This window comes from Ochrobactrum sp. WV_118_8 (genome assembly GCF_039631535.1).
GTDB lineage: Bacteria > Pseudomonadota > Alphaproteobacteria > Rhizobiales > Rhizobiaceae > Brucella > Brucella anthropi.
In genome coordinates this window covers 1,270,675-1,286,434 of record NZ_JBDIUZ010000001.1, presented here as the reverse complement: position 1 = coordinate 1,286,434, position 15,760 = coordinate 1,270,675, and the positions used below count along the sequence as shown (strand labels likewise).

The window sequence follows — 15,760 nt, the reverse complement described above, 5'->3', positions numbered from 1 at the left end:
GCATCGCCAACAACCGGAATCCAACTGAAGAGCAATGCTCGTCAATTTTGCTCATTATGCAGCCGCCTTGGAGGGCCGAATCTTATTCCGCCTGAGTGCAACTTGTCTAAGAGTGATCGATTTTCATGCCCGAACGGTAGCGTTTGAGTTAGAAATACACTCAACAGATTCGAATCGCGCGGGGGATTGCGGTGGAAACAAGTAAAAATAAGCAGCAGGAAAAAGCGGGCAGCATGGCGGTTTGGTGTCTCGCCAACGGAGACGTCGCGAGCACCAATATGGAAACGCACTTTAATTTCTGGCGCATCGCTGGAGATAAGGATTTCAAAGGGCGTCCTCAATGCCCCGCGAGAGACTTCCTTGAGATTGGTCTACTAATCAAGAATCCCGCATCTATAGAGCGCATAAATATTTACTTGCCAGTTGATGTCGAGAGAAAGTCGATACAAGACGCGGGCGTCCAGCTGGCCCAAACGTCAGTTGCGCAAGGCATTTTCAACGAAAAGCTCCAATGCGTTGTTACACCGGCTCCTGCGCGGATTGAGCTAAAAAATGGCGACAACCTGTTTTGCCGGGTTCACAAATTTATCGAGCAGGGCGGCTATTTAGACGCATCCCACCTTTCCTTGGAAAAATTTTCTGACGGAACCCTCCTCTCAATCGAGAGGGCCGCTATCGATTCTGTTAGCGATCAAATCAAGGCCGATGAAAGTATTTACTTCAGGCTGAGAATCTATCTGCCCAGTGGGAAATCCAGCCCTTTCATCCACGTCATAACGCCGCTCGACCGTAAATTTCAAAGTGGGTTCGAGGAAATCGAGTATATTGACTTTCGTTTCAATGAGCTTCGTACACTGCCGCCACAGGTTGAGAATAAGATTCGCGCTGACGAGAAGCAAGGCAAGATCAATATCAATCTCGTGGCATTTCTTACAGCTTTCCCGGTTCATTCCGAGCTGTCAGCCAGCAGCATACAATGGCATAAGAACCGACTTCTTGAACACGATCCCTGGAACGAATACGTGCCCAGCGGGATTCCTGGCGGAATGGTCGTTTATCATTGGAAGAAGGAGAGCAAAGACGGAACCGGCGTTGCAGATTTCTCATCTTTCGTAAAACTACACACTCGCAGGAGCGGCCGTAAGATTTTGTTGACTTATTTGGCCGTTGCATTTTTCTTCGGTTTGCTCGGTAACTTGGCAGCTTCTTGCGTTACACCGTGGTTTTCAGGCGGAGTTGCGGCTGCTGTAGAGGGCGGTTCTGACGTCGGTTATCTAAACAAAGAATGAGGAACATCCCGATTATGGTCTTCAATGAAAATAGAACCTCCTCGATTCCGCTGCCACTTGATACCCAAACCATACGCAGCCTTCCCCTTTCTTCTGGTGAACAGGAGGCGCTGCAGTTCATAGGTATTTTGTCAGAAGACTATCCGGACATTCAAAATTGGTATCTCCAAAAGGTGGTTCCGGGACTTCGGACAGGAACAAGGTTTTTGCTCCCCTTTTACCGCGACGGAAAGTTGGTCGCGGTTGGGATTGCGAAGAACGATGGATTCGAGCGAAAGATTTGTACCGTTCGCGTAGCACCTCATCATGCCGGACGAGGCTTGGGTCTGAAGGTATTCGACGGTCTATTGAGATGGCTCGATGACGACCGACCAGGATTGACGGTCAGTGCAGAAAAATTGCCCGTTTTTGAGAGAATATTTGATTGGTACGGGTTTAAGCTGACGGGCGTGGAAAACGGCCTGTACGTTCCGGGCAGGCAAGAAATAGGCTACAATAACGCGATTTTCGCAAATAATAGACAAAGCAAAATTCTAGACCCCATTCACGATAGGCGTCTTATCGCGTCCGACAAATCAATGCCCTGATCGGCATCGACTATTGCGAGTGGGCACGGAATTTGGTTGGCGTATGATTTGACTGCTTTTAATGCATTCATTTGTAATCTTTCGATTTCTCCAGAGCTAACGTCTTTAGTGTCCCCCCTCGAGACACGACGACTAGAAACTATCGTGCCATTAGCTCTAAAAAAAATCAGACCAGTTGGCTTCATGGCGGCGATTATATTCACAGGTATAACAATCTCGCATCCTGCCACGACAATAAGATTATGAGCGTCCAGAAGCAGTATTGACGCCTGAGTCTCCAACCGGAGGGTGCAGACCAAATCCACGAGAAGCCGCTGATCCTGCATCGCCTTGTCTATGGTTCGGGTACCCGCAGTCTCGCGATGGAGACTTAGGAGGGCGCTCGCCATGAAATGTGCAACGTTGCTATTTCGGCTGGCATAGTTTGCACACGCCGTAGTTTTTCCGATACCGGACACACCGAATACAATTATAAGTTTCGTATTGAGCATTACCAGAACGCTAGTTGATCATGAAATCCGGCTTTTCTCCGCTCGTCCTTCATGTACATATAAGATTGAGGGGGCGTGAAATTATCCAAAACTTCTTTTGGATCAATGTACTCCTCATATTCACGAACTTCCCCTATTTTTAAAGCGTAAGCAATCTTTCGTTCAGAAAAATACTGATCGAAAAAATCTTTTGTGATGCCAGAACCTGAATGAGTTTTCTCCCAGATTTCATCGGGTGCGTCCTCCAATATTGTATCAATATCAAATTCTCCGACAATTCTCCCGACGGGCATTGTGCAATAAACGACCACCGTTGTAACATCTTTTCGTGCGAAGACTTTTCTTCTAAATTCGAATGTTTTCACGCCCTTGAAGATGTTTTCAACGTGCTCTGGATTAATCGATAACAATACCTTCATGGACTTTCCCCAATTCGATGATCTTTTGGAATTGAGCCTCACTCAAAGGCTTTAAATCCCAACGCGGCTGCTCTGGTACATCGGCCTGCTCCATGAGGTCTCCGCGTGTGATCCGCTTATTAAATGCAACATTATAGGTCATCTTCACTGTATAGAGCCTGCTCCATGAGACGTACATGTCTTTAAGCTCGTCCTCAGTAAAGACGCTGTGCGGTTTGGTGTACTCAAGGAAATCATCGAGGGAAGCAAAATCTTTTCGTCGATGGGTTTCCTCCACAACGCAAATTGAAGTCGCGACCGAACGGTAAAATGCTGGTCCCTTGTTGTCCGATGTCCTGTACATAATAACCGCATCTCCCTTTTTCATACGAGTTAGCGGCAACTTTGCGACATAGATTTTGTGAATGGTGTTTGTATAGGAAACGTCCTGAACGATCTCTTTGGGTTCATTGTTAAGAATAGAATCTGGCAAGAAACGTGAATGAAATTCTGGATAAACTGCTAGAAGCCATAGCTTTGCATCCGAAATTCTAATGAATGGGTAGGATTTCAACGTATCCGGTGAGTGGTCTGTTAACGAACGAGACAAAACCAGTTCGACGCCGTTTTTTGTTGTTTTAGTACCAGTCTGTTCAAAGCCATAACGAGTAAACAAGTTTATCAGGCTTTCGTGTACATCGAACACTGTCACATAAATTCCGGTTGCCCCGACATCTAAAGCCGTGTCGAATATTTTCTTGATGACTCGTTCGCCGAGCTTAGTCCCCTTGCCCTCAATTTTCAGCGTACCCACTTTCAGCCAGTGACCATCGGAAAGATGCGGATCAACGTCGGTAACAGCGCCGTGTTCCGACTTCAGATAGATCATGCCGCTAAGATGATCATGCTCATCTACAACGACATAAACGTCTTCTTCTGCCTTGGCGTTAAACCAAACCGGGAATTCGTCGTAGCCCGCCTTCAGACTGTCGAAGAATGGATCGTTAAGCGATAAATTTTTGAATTTTGTCAGTAAAAGCGTCCGCGCCATGAATCCCCCCGTGATCGACGCCAGTGGCGAATAGCATTAATTGTGAGTCTATCGGCCTATTCTATAGCAGCAGCACCTTGCAGGACCCTTGTCCACTATATATTGCGTTAAAGTTGTAACGCTGAGGCCGTCACTACGAGAATAAGATAGAACGCGGATAGCGAAGACAACAGGATCTTTTTGCGACGCACGGTTCAGCCACACCATGGATGTAAAGACCAGTTCCGTCGCCTAAAGCGGCCATCATAAAATTGACGCCATACATAAAATGGGGCTGAAAAATTGGGGTCCGGGTTATCAGCCGTTCGCCATTTAGCTCCCCCAATGCTTCTGATAATCTGGTCCTTTCGATTGTGGCTGCTGAGCCTTTTCTGGGTGAGTTATAATTACTGGTAAAGGTGCAGGAAGATCGGGGCCGACAATGATTGCCTCACCTTGAGCCAGCGATGGAATGAACGCGGCCGCATCACGATCTAGATCGCCGCATGCTCTTTCAATTGTCTCCCGGTCGCGATCATTGGTGAGGCGATGTACAAAAAGTGTTCCTAACTGGCTTAAAACGTCGGTCGGAACATCTCTCGGTCGTTGCGTGGCAATCGCAGCCGTTAGACCATATTTTCTGCCTTCTTTCGCAATCAAGCCGAATGCATCCAGTGACACACGATTAGTCTCATCGCCTATTGAACGGCCCACAAATTGATGAGCCTCGTCCAGGAAACAAATAAGCGGGCACTCTTTAAACGCTTCTTCTCGCGCCAAATTGAGGAGATATCTACCGATGGTATTGAGCAATATCTCGCGAGTATTATATTTGAAACTAACGTGTTCAAACGATAACAAAAGCGCGTTCTGTTTTGGATCTTGAATGAAATTCTTAATAATTTCGCACACATCTTCTCCTTCGTTGGAGAAGATGCACTTCATTTCTGATGATGAAAGATAATTTTCGATTCTGACATTCAACGAGTTACAGAACCCTAGTGCCGCATCATCTACCTTGCCGTAGAATCCATTAGCGTTAGCGTCCTGAGAACTGTGCTTGACGCATTCCTCTCGCACTTGGGCAGAAAGTAGGTGAATATCGAAATCGCAGAATTGCGAGTCCAGCTCGGAAGAATAATTGATCAGGGCCTTGCTGATGACGTTCCGACTTCGCCCAATTTTTCTGATCGTTCCACTTTCCCTTATTTCTATGAAATGATTGTTCTCTTCTAAGTATATTGTGTTGCCATTATCCTGCTTTTTTGCACTAAACCTTAGCGGATTACGCTGTAATAGCGCCGCTAGTCTGAGATTCTTAATGGCGCTTCGTAAATTTGGACCTTGCATTTGTGTTGATGGCGTCAAGAGACCATACAAATCAGTTTCCGAAAGATGTTTGTAAGGAAATCTTACAAGCGGGTGTTCTGCATCGCCCTTCGAGAAACGGTATTCTTTTGCACCAGTAATTTTCCCCTCAAACTCACCAGTTGGGTCGAACAATATACATTTGCCTTTGAGGCGCACCACTTCGTTGACTAGCCGCGATACTGTCCAGCTTTTCCCACCACCTGTTGCTCCAAATATGCCGCAATGCCTGCCAAACAGTTTTTCCGGCGGGATCATAATATGGGCGTCATTTAGTCCAGAAAGGCGTCCCAACTCGATGAGGCGTTCTGCTCCTTTCCCTTCTTTTGTCTCCCCTGAAAGAGCACATTGGATTGCTGACGCGAGCGCTTGCCCCTCGGCCAAATAAGCGCTGTCTCCGATCCTCGGCTGGGTATTAATGCCGCGAGACACCTCTTTCGTCGTTTTATCAATTGTGGCCAACAACTGGGCGCGGCCTTGAGGATCGGTAACGATTTCCTGGTCCAGTTGACGCTCTAACGCTGAGCGTTGTCGCTCCGGAACGATGACTTCAGTCAAACGACCGAACACTATGGCTGCATCGCAATCAATAAAAAGGAAGTCACCTGTAGTTCCTTTGGCGAGTCCCCGTTGTCCGCTAATGGCCAAACCAAGCGGAACCGTCAGTTCAACAGACGCGGCCCCCACCCGGGTTACGGTTCCGACACGTTTATTGGGATCGATCAACGCATAATCGTTTGTTGCAATCATTACACGCCACCCAGTTCTTCCAAGCGCATTAGAAGCCTCTGGCGGTCGGTTTCACCGGATACGGAAGGAATCGCGTCTATCATATCTTCGAAGCGACCGTTCAGTATAGTTAGTCTGGTGTCTCCCTGCTGGACCAAGCGCATCAATCGCGCTTGATATTTATTCAGCTGCGAACCTACTGCTTTCAAAGCGTGTTCTGGTTGAATGTCATCCAACTGCTGCTCTGCGACAAACCCAGGGTCAACGAGTATTAACTTCAGCGAAAGGTTGGATTCTACGGCTGACCAGATCGGTGAGCTTATATGATCGTCTGCGAAGCCAAAACCTGCGATGAAGATAGTAGTATCTGGCTCTCTTAATGCAGATTGAAACGCGGCAAACATATCCAGATAAGGAGTTTCGAAAGCCTCTTGATACTTTGTAGACCTCGGATAGATCAGAACCGGAGTTAGGTCATTTCCTTCGCCTTTAGCTTGCCGAATAACTGCACCACCTGATCGTCGCCTCCAGTCGACGGAGCCATGCATTTTGTACAAATGAAAAACGCTGTCGATGTAATCGGACTTTGTCCCAGACGATGACCTTCGTACGATATCTGTTTGAAAATAATCTCTATTGAAACGTTGTTCGGCACTATGTGAAAATCCGTCAATAAAAACAATGCCTAGCCGCGCTCCAGCTTCTTCCAGACAAAGATCATAGTTGGTTGTAAACAGCTTTACGCGCGGTTTCTCAGCACTTCGCTTTGAAAACTTTCTCAGCAAATTCGAATGAGCGGGCAGGGATGTTTTCTCATCCACGAAACCAACCTCGTTCAGAATAGCGGTTTCGGCTTTCGAAATGAAATCTGTAAGTATCGAGACTTCAGAATCCGGCTGCTGAAATTGTTCGTCAGTGGCCCTAACGCTTAGCAACTCCAGCTTCATTTTGCAGAGACTGAGCAGCTTTTCGATATTGCCTGCACTTGTGTCATCCGGTTTAGGCGGCGGCATGCCGAGTAATTCTTCGGCGATGTCGTCGAAGCTTTGGCCGTTTTTAAGTTTTTCTTTGTCAATTTTATCGCGGACAGCTCTCCACAGTGTCGCCATGCCAGGGGCTTGCCCCTCAGCGCCGCTAGAATTCACAGCGGAGAAAGATGCGCCCGACCCCAAGAGAAATACGACATTTGTAGAATTGAAGGCATTGCGAAGCGTCTCTCCAACCCTGTTTTTCGCTCCAGGGATTGTCCTGCTACTTGGTTGGTTGGGATCCGCAGGTAGGTCTTCCCAAGCGAGCCACCTGTCTTCGCGCGTGTATAAACGCAAATACTCGGCCATACCCGTCTTTTTTTTCCAATAACCGGTCATGCCCCCTCCGATTCGATCACGCAAACTGGACGCCATCTTCCATCATTTATTCGGGCTTAGTAAGGCGCAAAGAGCCTTCCTGTTCGCAACCCAAGCAACAGATAAATGAAAATAGCAAATCTTATTAGCGCCGAGCAAAGGGCCTCATGATCATTCTCGCAACTGGGCGCGAATGATCATTGATTATTAAGAAGGGGAATGATTTAGGAACTCTAACGAAATCACGTGAACGGTTTATCTAGAGTTTCACTTCGGACAACGAGTTCCTTTTACCCAACTTCACACATGCTTGGGCGAGCTCATGTTCCAGCCGTTCGCAGCGCTTTTCCAGCTCCCAAACGTGTAACGATGCATCGTGCAAGCGTGTAGCCAGAACGCTAACATGACGCTCAAGGATTACCTTATCCTCACGAAGAAGTTTGACGAGTTCTGCAGCTGATGGTGGACGCTCGTCCAAAAGACCCTTGTTCATTGCCGCCAATACTGCTTCCCGAACTTCGGGAAACCGGCAATTTGCGGAGCCGATTAATGTTCTGCTTCTACCTGCTTCGCGCGCAACTGTAGTAATAGTAACGCGCAAACAGCCCCGGTTTGCAAGCGCAACATTTCGGTCATCTCTCGGGTTACCACTTTTTATCCGATTAAGAGCCTGCATTAATGCAATCTCGGCATCAGACTTTTGTTCCTTTACTTTCTTAGTGATTCTCATTGTGGATCCCCATTCCGACTTCATCGAAAGTCCCGTTCGCTTCGACGCCGAACCTTTGAAGGATTACCATCGAAGTGAGGACCGCTTTCGCAGCCACTGCGGAGGCTGCGAACTCACCGGCATTTCTATTCGCTTCGTACACGACCAAATTTCTTTTATATCTCGCGTGCCAGAAATCGAGATTATCGGAGAAAACCAGGAAATTTGCACACTCACAACACACTCCTGGCCGTCTCTCGCCGTAATGAGGATGTCGTGCACTGAGGTCGAAGCTCCCTTTTGCCGCGTAGTGGCAACGGGCGCGTTCACAAAGAAATAAGCAATTTCCCCATGGTGACGGCCAGACACGGACGTCATCCTCCTTCAGCAAACGCGCTAGTCTTGAGATACGCTCGTCTTCGGTACCATCAGTACCAATTAATTGTTCAATTACATCCCGCCTTTCATAGATTTTTTCAGTCATGTTTCCGGCCGCTGGACGACCGTTCACGACATCAATTATGAACTTTGAGGCTGCATGGGTGGCTTCATCATCAATAAGCCCGAGCATCTCAGGATCTGTACCCAAATAACCCCGCTCTGTCATTGCAATCGACATATGCTTAAAATGGTCGCGCACACCGTGGATCAAACGAGCGTCTGTGCGAACCATATAATTAGCGAAACTCTTACGCCATTGATGCGTCGATACCCGCCACGACCGTAATTCGGGAGGAATTTCTACATTCTCTTTGATCCACCGGTTCTGAGAAGCACGCAGATGTCCACTTAGAGCGTTTCCCTGCCTGATTGAATCAGCAGGCTTTGCAAATCAGTTACTTTCTGATTCAAGCTATCTGCCGATGGAGGTCGGCAGATATGTCGCGAGCCCTTTCCATTGATCTTCGAATACGTGTAGTTGCTGCCGTTGATGGCGGTGCATCGCATCGAGAGGCTGCTGAGCGTTTCGGTGTAAGCGCAGCCAGCGTTAGCCGTTGGCGTAACCTTCAACTCCAGCAGGGAAATGTTCGACCCGGTCCACTGGGCGGCGACCGCAATTCTCACAAGACAGAAGCTCATGCTGATCAGATCATGATCTGGCTCGCCGAACACAGGGACGGTACTCTCTTCGAACTTCGCAGTGATTTGGCCGCCCAAGGCATCATAATCAGCAAGTCGGCACTGCACCGCTTTCTTGTCCGGCACGAACAAACGCGTAAAAAAAGACTGGCCATGCTGTAGAGCAAAGCCGTCCAGACGTTCTGGAAAAGCGGCAATGCTGGTTCGAGGAGCAACTTGATCTCGATCCAGAGCGGCTCGTGTTCATCGATGAGACCTGGACAGCGACCAATATGGCCCGTAGTCATGGGCGGTGCCGCAAGGGTGAGCGGTTGCGAATGGGTTTTCCTCACGGCCATCGCAAAACGACCACGTTGGTTGCGGGGCTGCGCAATACGGGAATGGTCGCGCCACTTGTCATCGACGGCCCCATCAACGGTGATTGGTTCGAGGCGTATGTCGCTCAGGTGTTGGTTCCAACATTGAAACCAGGTGATATTGTCATCCTCGATAATCTGTCCAGCCACAAACGACCGGCAGCAAGAGAATTGATCGAGGCGGTCGGCGCGACAATGATGTTCCTTCCACCTTACAGTCCAGACTTCAACCCGATCGAAAAGGCCTTCTCCAAGCTGAAGGCGCTTTTACGAAAGGCTGCCGAGAGAACAGTCAATGGGCTTTGGGATCGCATCGGTCAGATGGTTGAACTCATCGAACCGCAAGAGGCTCAGAATTACTTCAACTCGTGCGGATATGATCCAACTTGAAAGGGAAACGCTCTAAGACCCGATCAATCGAATCTGCATTTCGTGGGAAACCCCGACCGTTTTTTAATGAAACAAGCAGCTCCTTACGATTAGCCAAGTCTCGCCAAGGTTGGAAAAGTCTCCATAATACTGTGATGGCTCTAACTGCTGGTGGGATATATTTCGACCCCATAGGCCGAGAACCAGCGAGCCAAGTAGCATCTACAAACTCATCTTGCTGCTTAAATACCCGTCCGCGCAAATGGAAGAGTTCGGTCAGCCCACTTATAGAAGGAGATGTGTTGACACAACTCGGCCAAAGGGCCCCTTCTTTCATATCGCCAGCGAGAATTCCGCAAATCTCACTAATTCTGAGCCCGAGCATTCCCTGAATGGCTATTATCGCCGCATCTCTGACTTTTCCAAATAAATCTCGAAGCTCATCTATAGCTGTATTTTTCGAGAGAGTTCGTGACCAGCTTTCGTGAGGAGCATAAGGCCAATCGAACTCATACTTCGATAGCTCCTTGTTTATATGAAAACTGTAGGAGTTGGATGCTAAATGTGCAACATCCGCTCTTTTTCTCAGATGGATCTCTTGCAATTCAATAACATCAACGGATCGAATATCTAACCATTGTAAAGTTACATTCATACTACCTAGAAAAATAGGATCTGGCACCGGCGGTATGAACCCTCGATCACCATAGCGCCCAGAAATATTCATCACCGCTTCATTAGCAGTTCTCCCGCCAAAAGGGTGATGCAGCATTACTAAATCTGGGGTTTTCGAAAAAAGAACAGACTGTTCATATACTCGACAAAGTATATCCACATAACCCGCTAAGCTGCTTTTGGCTGATCTGCATTTTCTTTGTTCAACATCAGAAATATCATCCAAATAATCAGCGCATACGGTCGGATTAAGCTCCGAGAATTTACTTATACCATTTTCTGCCATCCACCTTATCAGATAATTTATTGCGCTAAAAAGATTGGGATATGTGGCAACTTTAGGATTTTTACCTCTCTGATTATATTTTATTATTGACCAGAATAAGCATTTCGCTTGCTCCAATAGCTCTCTGTTCTCTTGATCCGTCAGAAATCCCCTTTCTGCAAGAGGCAACTTCCAGTGTAGAGCAACGTCTCTACATCCGGCTGTAGTAGCATCAAAATACCATATAGTTTCTACCCAACGACTTTTCTTTGAGACAAATAAATCTTTAAAGAAAGGCAATTTCAAAGGTGATTTATTCTTTTCATCAACTATTGCGTGTGAGATTTTCATCCGTTCACTCCAATTCTGGGAAAGGAGGTAATGCTGGATTATCTCCATTTCTTACTGCCTCAGTAAATTTCGGCAGCCAATACTTCTGAAGAGAATTTAACTGGTGTGCCCAATTCTCGAGATAGCGGACCGGTTCAAGTGCGATACGAGCTTCGTCAAGACGATTTTTGAATTGAATCAAACGTGCATAGGCCCGGGGACTTTCACTATCGATGTATGCGAGTGGACACGAGGCGCAGGCACCGAAAGCCGTACACAGTTTTCCCGATTGCTGGTGCCTAACCGGGGAATTAAAAGGATCAACACATCCAAACCCAGGCGTTGCCGCACTCTGTCCTCCTTCCATTAGCAAGCCGTTTCTCGAATCTGACTTACCGTATGTAAAGATATAGCGGTCCCGCCAAGCCATCGCATTGGAGAGCGCTTCCTCATCCCGCTTCTTTGCTGCTGTTCCTCGATAATGTTTAGCTGTAACATCAAGGTTTGCGTGACCCAAAGCCAGTTGCTGCGACTTCATATCGCCCGTAACCTTATGAACAAAGTCACCGCCACTCGCACGTAAAGTTCTTAGAGTAAAATGTGGCAATTCATTATCGTCAATGAATGATTGTAATGCATTTCTCCATAGAGAATCAGCTGATGACGTCGAATTATTTGTAATCCTGAACGCTCGATGCTTATTTATATCTTTCTTATTGTTTCCATGAGCATAGAAAATGAATACTTTGTCCACATCTCGCGGCTCCACCAGATTACGGGTCAATCGTGTGAAGCGTTCCAGAAGCTTTAAAAGATTTGGGACGGATTCCAAAGCTGTCAACTTGGTGCTATAAGATCTCACCTGGCGGTTCGGCCCGATCACTTTACCGCCTAATTTCGACCTGTTCTTTGGCACCCGTATCTGTAGTCGGTCCTCACCAAAAATAGGATGTTCACCGATCTGCGCCCAAGTTAAACCAAGTAATCCCTCCGCGTTGAAAAGTGTTTCAAAACCTAACAGAACGATATATGGAACGAGGTGGCGGACTGAAAAATGTAAACGGTCCATTACTTCACGGATTGTACCGTAAGGTTGCCTTAGAGACCGACTAAATCCAGGATAAACCTTCGGATCTATTTTGGTATAACTTGCATCAAAAATCTTAACCAACAAGTTTAGCTTGATACCCATTTCTTTGAACGGAACGACACTCCGCGAACGGATATCTGGTAACGATATAGTATTGTCATTAAGTACGTTGAGCGTTGTCTCGCGAAGCGCTATATCGGCAACGATTTCATTTATCGCGGCCGCACGGATTTTTGAACAGGATATTGGGTCTAGTATATTGGTCGCGATAATCTGATGATGTGCACCTGGCCAAAGATTTTTGCTTGTTAGAACTGAGCTAGGCAAGAGCGCTTTATAACGTTCAGATCTGGCCCAGTACAAAAAAATATTTCTAATCTTATTGTAATGCTTCGCTTTCACCGACTTCGTTAGTTGTTTTGAAGGATCATGTTCTATTTCCCGATTGCCATTCAGCCAGTTTCCAAACATTAGCAGAACGTTGTTGGGGAATTCGGCTACGCTCAACCGAGACCCGGTACTTTCGAGATCAAGCGAACTAAGGAAAATTCTAAACTTTGTAAGGCTCTTCTTGAACGAAATACGAGTGGTATGTGCTTGACCACGCCCCCAATCGGCCAAGTAGTCAGCGATACCTAAACCAATATCCCCGAAAGAGACCCAATCACTGAGATCTATTTCCCCAACCGTGTCATTTGGTCCATTATGAAAACGTACCTTGAGCATCCCAGCCCTTGAAATAACGCCAAATTCTTCATTCGTTTGAAGGGCGTGAACATTTGAGAACACCTTTGAAGGACGCTGCGTGAGATGCCTTGGTACACCGTTTGTCTTTCTTTTATCACCGAACGCCATACAAGCCCATCCTGGCATAGTGAGCGGTAATATCAGAGATTGCTGCTTCTTCCGTATCGATATACTTTAAGTATATTTTGCGTGTCGTTTCTGCGATCGAGTGACCTAAGAGTTGCCTCAGCTTCTCCCAAGGCTCACTGTTGCCCCGCAAAACTTCTGATTTGTAAAACATAACGGCGAACGTATGCCGAAGGTCGTGAAAGGTGTGTGCGGCAAGGTTTATTAAGAATGTGACAGGCCTGCCGTCTGAGTCGAGTAGTTTGTCTCCGCTTTCAGGGTCCAACTTAAAGCCTGAGCTTCTAATAATTAACCCTTCAGCCAACACAGCTTTGGTAAATGCTCTCGACGGCGTCTCGGCACTTACCGGTTTACCAACATCTCGAAAATTTGCACAAACCCCGTTGACGAATAGTTGTGTCGGCTCTTTAAAAGCGAGATGGTCCAGGTTATGCTTTTTTGCACAAAGAATTGCCTCATACCGTTCCGTGTCGTGGTACGTCACCAACGCTCTTAGCACGACTGAGGAAACAACCACTTTTCGCGTTGCTCGCCCCTTTGTTCGAACCGTAAGAACAAATTGCTGCCACTTGTCGGTCGAACTCAGTTTTCTTGCTTGATTAAGAACGTCCGATGTAGAGATGCTGGCGATTTCATCTACCCGCATCCCTGTGTGATAGGCGATTTCAGCCATTAAACGATTTCTCTTGGATGGATCCCCGACTTTCCATGGCAATACTGCACCATCAGAACCGAATATTCGGGGACCCAACCTATTCAGAACACCACGAAGTTCATTTACCTTAAGCGGTCTAGGATTATCTTCAGGATCCCGCCCTCGTGGACCTCTCCGTTTTCGTTGAACAATACTGGCGGTACCAAGATGTGGCAAAAGCGCTGATTTCGGGCCAATCGGAAATCTCGATATACTATCTTGACATCCCTCTTGAGGATTCTCCGACAGCATTCCTGTTTGCCACGCCCAAGAGTAAAAATTTTGGATACTAGCTAATCGGCGACTAACTGTACTTGTGCTGTATTGTCGATGGGTGAATGGCGAAACTGATTCTGCCATCAAATACCCGTACTCTGAAACATCTTCAGCACTAATGGCGTCCCATTCCAGATTATTGACTAAAACAAAACGCCACCATTGTGCCAAATCGTGAGCGATTGCTTTTTGAGTGTTTTGCCAACGAGCACTCTTCATCGGCTTATAGATTCTCTGCATTGAAAAAAGGTTGGCAGGCATGATGGGATGCCAATCGTTTGTGAAAAGCATCTGAAGCCCAGTTGGAGTAATCGTCTGTGGCTGAGGTAAAGGGCCAGCAACATCGTGACCATCCCGACGTGCTTTAACTACACGGACATCACAAACGTGAATAGAGATTGGTTCTGACATGTGTTGCTCCTCTCTTCTTCTAGCAATTCGAGTGGATTCAATATCTGCATACAAGCTGCAATTGTCATTTCTCACTGCAATTACCTGTTGCAGCGATACCGGAATAAGTAACAGGATCATGAATGCGAAAAGAAATAAATCAAGTATAAAATTAAAAATATACAATTATTTCAATATGTTAAACTATCAGAAAAACAAATTGTTAATCTAACAAACTAACAATAAACTATACTTCTCAGAACAAAATGGGGTTGCAATAAGTCGAGTGCTTGCACGGCAATACCAATTCCCAAATAACTGCTGCAGATCGTTAGATGAACTCGTAGTGCAAATTCGGATTTCACGAGAGGAAGCACTTTTCAAGTAAGAGTCAGCGCAAACTTTGATCGCCACGCGAGAATTCAAAATTCCAAGCGGCGATGCCGCCTAGAATTTCCAATTCTCTTGTGACGATGCTGAAAAGAGGGTGATTGAACGTAGCGCAGATATAAGGAAAGCTTAGCTTTCTAATCACTTTATACAGTTCGACTCCGTATAAAGTTCGAATCCCGCCGCTCCGACCATTTTTCTTCCCCAAACCTTTATTTTCATACGATCTTTCCTTTGCACACAACGTGCAAATCGGATTAGCTCTGCCATGAATTGCATGGAGGAGAGTATGAAGAACGCCCTGATCACTGGTGGCAGTCGCGGCATTGGTCGCGCTACCGTTCTGCGCAGCGCAGCGCAAGGCTGGTCTGTGGCTCTGAACTATGCGGGGAACGAACAGGCTGCGCAGCAAACGGTGGCCGAAGCAGCGAAGCTTGGTGCGAAGGCGCTTGCGATCCAAGGCGACATATCCAGAGAACAAGACGTGATCGCCATGTTCGACAAGGCGGAGGCCGATCTTGGTCCGCTGAAAGGCGTTGTCCTGAATGCCGGTATCGTTGCTCAGACCATGCCGCTTGCGGATATGAGTGCTGATCGTCTGAAAATGATGTTCGACGTGAATGTTTACGGCACCTATCTAAGCGCCCGCGAAGCAGCCCGGCGCTTGCAGCCTGACAGTGCCATCGTCATCGTGTCATCGATGGCATCGCGACTTGGATCGCCGTTTGAATATGTAGATTATGCCGGAGCGAAAGGCGCACTTGATACGCTGACCACTGGCCTGTCGAAAGAGCTGGCGCCGAAAGGCATTCGCGTCAATGCCGTGCGTCCAGGCCTGATCGATACCGACATCCATGCCAGTGGCGGCAATCCGGATCGCGCGGCGAGGTTGGGCGCCGGTACACCTATTGGACGCGCCGGCAAGGCAGAGGAAGTCGCGGAAGCCATTTTCTGGCTGCTCAACGACGCCCCCGCCTATGTAACCGGAACATTCATCGACGTTGCCGGTGGGCGTTAGTACTAAA

At 47.3% G+C, this 15,760-nt stretch carries 14 protein-coding genes; 4 read left to right on the top strand and 10 right to left on the bottom strand.

Annotated features, from left to right (window positions below):
* Window positions 1–191 precede the first annotated feature (191 nt).
* Together ABDF71_RS06180 and ABDF71_RS06175 are read left to right on the top strand one after the other, a co-directional pair.
* Window positions 192–1,289: a hypothetical protein gene (locus ABDF71_RS06180; protein WP_182520234.1), complete on the top strand. Its 1,098-nt coding sequence runs from the start codon at window positions 192–194 to the stop codon at window positions 1,287–1,289.
* A gap of 14 nt (window positions 1,290–1,303) precedes the next feature.
* Window positions 1,304–1,876, top strand: a complete 573-nt coding sequence (locus ABDF71_RS06175; protein WP_182520233.1) for a GNAT family N-acetyltransferase — start codon at window positions 1,304–1,306, stop codon at window positions 1,874–1,876.
* On the opposite strand, the gene ABDF71_RS06170 is transcribed toward ABDF71_RS06175, so the two are convergent.
* The 7 genes from ABDF71_RS06170 to ABDF71_RS06140 all read right to left on the bottom strand — a co-directional run bounded on the left by ABDF71_RS06170 (window position 1,834) and on the right by ABDF71_RS06140 (window position 8,620).
* Complete coding sequence (locus ABDF71_RS06170; RefSeq protein WP_182520232.1) at window positions 1,834–2,367, bottom strand: AAA family ATPase; 534 nt, start codon at window positions 2,365–2,367, stop codon at window positions 1,834–1,836. The genes ABDF71_RS06175 and ABDF71_RS06170 overlap by 43 nt on opposite strands.
* On the bottom strand, window positions 2,367–2,786 hold the full coding sequence (locus ABDF71_RS06165) for an ASCH domain-containing protein (protein ID WP_182520231.1): 420 nt from the start codon (window positions 2,784–2,786) through the stop codon (window positions 2,367–2,369). The genes ABDF71_RS06170 and ABDF71_RS06165 overlap by 1 nt, the downstream gene beginning before the upstream one ends.
* Complete coding sequence (locus ABDF71_RS06160) at window positions 2,764–3,816, bottom strand: N-acetyltransferase (protein ID WP_182520230.1); 1,053 nt, start codon at window positions 3,814–3,816, stop codon at window positions 2,764–2,766. Before ABDF71_RS06160 ends, ABDF71_RS06165 begins: the two co-directional genes overlap by 23 nt.
* 312 nt (window positions 3,817–4,128) lie before the next feature.
* Window positions 4,129–5,913 (bottom strand): ATP-binding protein, encoded by a 1,785-nt coding sequence (locus tag ABDF71_RS06155; RefSeq protein ID WP_182520229.1) that lies wholly within the window; start codon window positions 5,911–5,913, stop codon window positions 4,129–4,131.
* Complete coding sequence (locus ABDF71_RS06150; RefSeq protein WP_182520228.1) at window positions 5,913–7,259, bottom strand: SIR2 family protein; 1,347 nt, start codon at window positions 7,257–7,259, stop codon at window positions 5,913–5,915. Before ABDF71_RS06150 ends, ABDF71_RS06155 begins: the two co-directional genes overlap by 1 nt.
* 238 nt (window positions 7,260–7,497) lie before the next feature.
* Entirely contained in the window at window positions 7,498–7,968 is a 471-nt protein-coding gene (locus ABDF71_RS06145; RefSeq protein ID WP_182520227.1) for a hypothetical protein, read from the bottom strand.
* Entirely contained in the window at window positions 7,955–8,620 is a 666-nt protein-coding gene (locus tag ABDF71_RS06140; protein ID WP_500061333.1) for a hypothetical protein, read from the bottom strand. Before ABDF71_RS06140 ends, ABDF71_RS06145 begins: the two co-directional genes overlap by 14 nt.
* Before the next feature lie 206 nt (window positions 8,621–8,826).
* Here ABDF71_RS06140 and ABDF71_RS06135 point away from each other — a divergent pair.
* Window positions 8,827–9,773 (top strand): IS630 family transposase gene (locus ABDF71_RS06135; protein ID WP_011982578.1). Its coding sequence is split into 2 segments (ribosomal slippage): window positions 8,827–9,166 and window positions 9,166–9,773, totalling 948 coding nucleotides; the frame shifts between segments, so codons are not numbered across the junction.
* Here the strand turns inward: ABDF71_RS06135 and ABDF71_RS06130 are convergent.
* From ABDF71_RS06130 to ABDF71_RS06120, 3 genes are read right to left on the bottom strand one after another with little or no spacing between them, the layout of a single operon-like run.
* Window positions 9,745–11,043, bottom strand: a complete 1,299-nt coding sequence (locus ABDF71_RS06130) for a hypothetical protein (protein ID WP_500061331.1) — start codon at window positions 11,041–11,043, stop codon at window positions 9,745–9,747. The genes ABDF71_RS06135 and ABDF71_RS06130 overlap by 29 nt on opposite strands.
* Window positions 11,044–11,047: 4 nt before the next feature.
* A complete protein-coding gene (locus ABDF71_RS06125) occupies window positions 11,048–12,967 on the bottom strand; it encodes a hypothetical protein (protein ID WP_182520225.1) in 1,920 nt (639 codons plus the stop codon).
* A complete protein-coding gene (locus ABDF71_RS06120; protein ID WP_182520224.1) occupies window positions 12,954–14,366 on the bottom strand; it encodes a tyrosine-type recombinase/integrase in 1,413 nt (470 codons plus the stop codon). Before ABDF71_RS06120 ends, ABDF71_RS06125 begins: the two co-directional genes overlap by 14 nt.
* Before the next feature lie 658 nt (window positions 14,367–15,024).
* Between ABDF71_RS06120 and ABDF71_RS06115 the strand changes: the two genes are divergently transcribed.
* Window positions 15,025–15,753 (top strand): SDR family oxidoreductase, encoded by a 729-nt coding sequence (locus ABDF71_RS06115; protein ID WP_036588479.1) that lies wholly within the window; start codon window positions 15,025–15,027, stop codon window positions 15,751–15,753.
* Window positions 15,754–15,760 lie beyond the last annotated feature (7 nt).

Coding starts and splice junctions, on each gene's coding strand:
- ABDF71_RS06155 (WP_182520229.1), bottom strand. CDS start 5,913: ATGATTGCAACAAACGATTATGCGTTGATCGATCCCAATAAACGTGTC.
- ABDF71_RS06120 (WP_182520224.1), bottom strand. CDS start 14,366: ATGTCAGAACCAATCTCTATTCACGTTTGTGATGTCCGTGTAGTTAAA.
- ABDF71_RS06150 (WP_182520228.1), bottom strand. CDS start 7,259: ATGACCGGTTATTGGAAAAAAAAGACGGGTATGGCCGAGTATTTGCGT.
- ABDF71_RS06160 (WP_182520230.1), bottom strand. CDS start 3,816: ATGGCGCGGACGCTTTTACTGACAAAATTCAAAAATTTATCGCTTAAC.
- ABDF71_RS06140 (WP_500061333.1), bottom strand. CDS start 8,620: ATGGTTCGCACAGACGCTCGTTTGATCCACGGTGTGCGCGACCATTTT.
- ABDF71_RS06165 (WP_182520231.1), bottom strand. CDS start 2,786: ATGAAGGTATTGTTATCGATTAATCCAGAGCACGTTGAAAACATCTTC.
- ABDF71_RS06125 (WP_182520225.1), bottom strand. CDS start 12,967: ATGGCGTTCGGTGATAAAAGAAAGACAAACGGTGTACCAAGGCATCTC.
- ABDF71_RS06145 (WP_182520227.1), bottom strand. CDS start 7,968: ATGAGAATCACTAAGAAAGTAAAGGAACAAAAGTCTGATGCCGAGATT.
- ABDF71_RS06175 (WP_182520233.1), top strand. CDS start 1,304: ATGGTCTTCAATGAAAATAGAACCTCCTCGATTCCGCTGCCACTTGAT.
- ABDF71_RS06130 (WP_500061331.1), bottom strand. CDS start 11,043: ATGAAAATCTCACACGCAATAGTTGATGAAAAGAATAAATCACCTTTG.
- ABDF71_RS06115 (WP_036588479.1), top strand. CDS start 15,025: ATGAAGAACGCCCTGATCACTGGTGGCAGTCGCGGCATTGGTCGCGCT.
- ABDF71_RS06170 (WP_182520232.1), bottom strand. CDS start 2,367: ATGCTCAATACGAAACTTATAATTGTATTCGGTGTGTCCGGTATCGGA.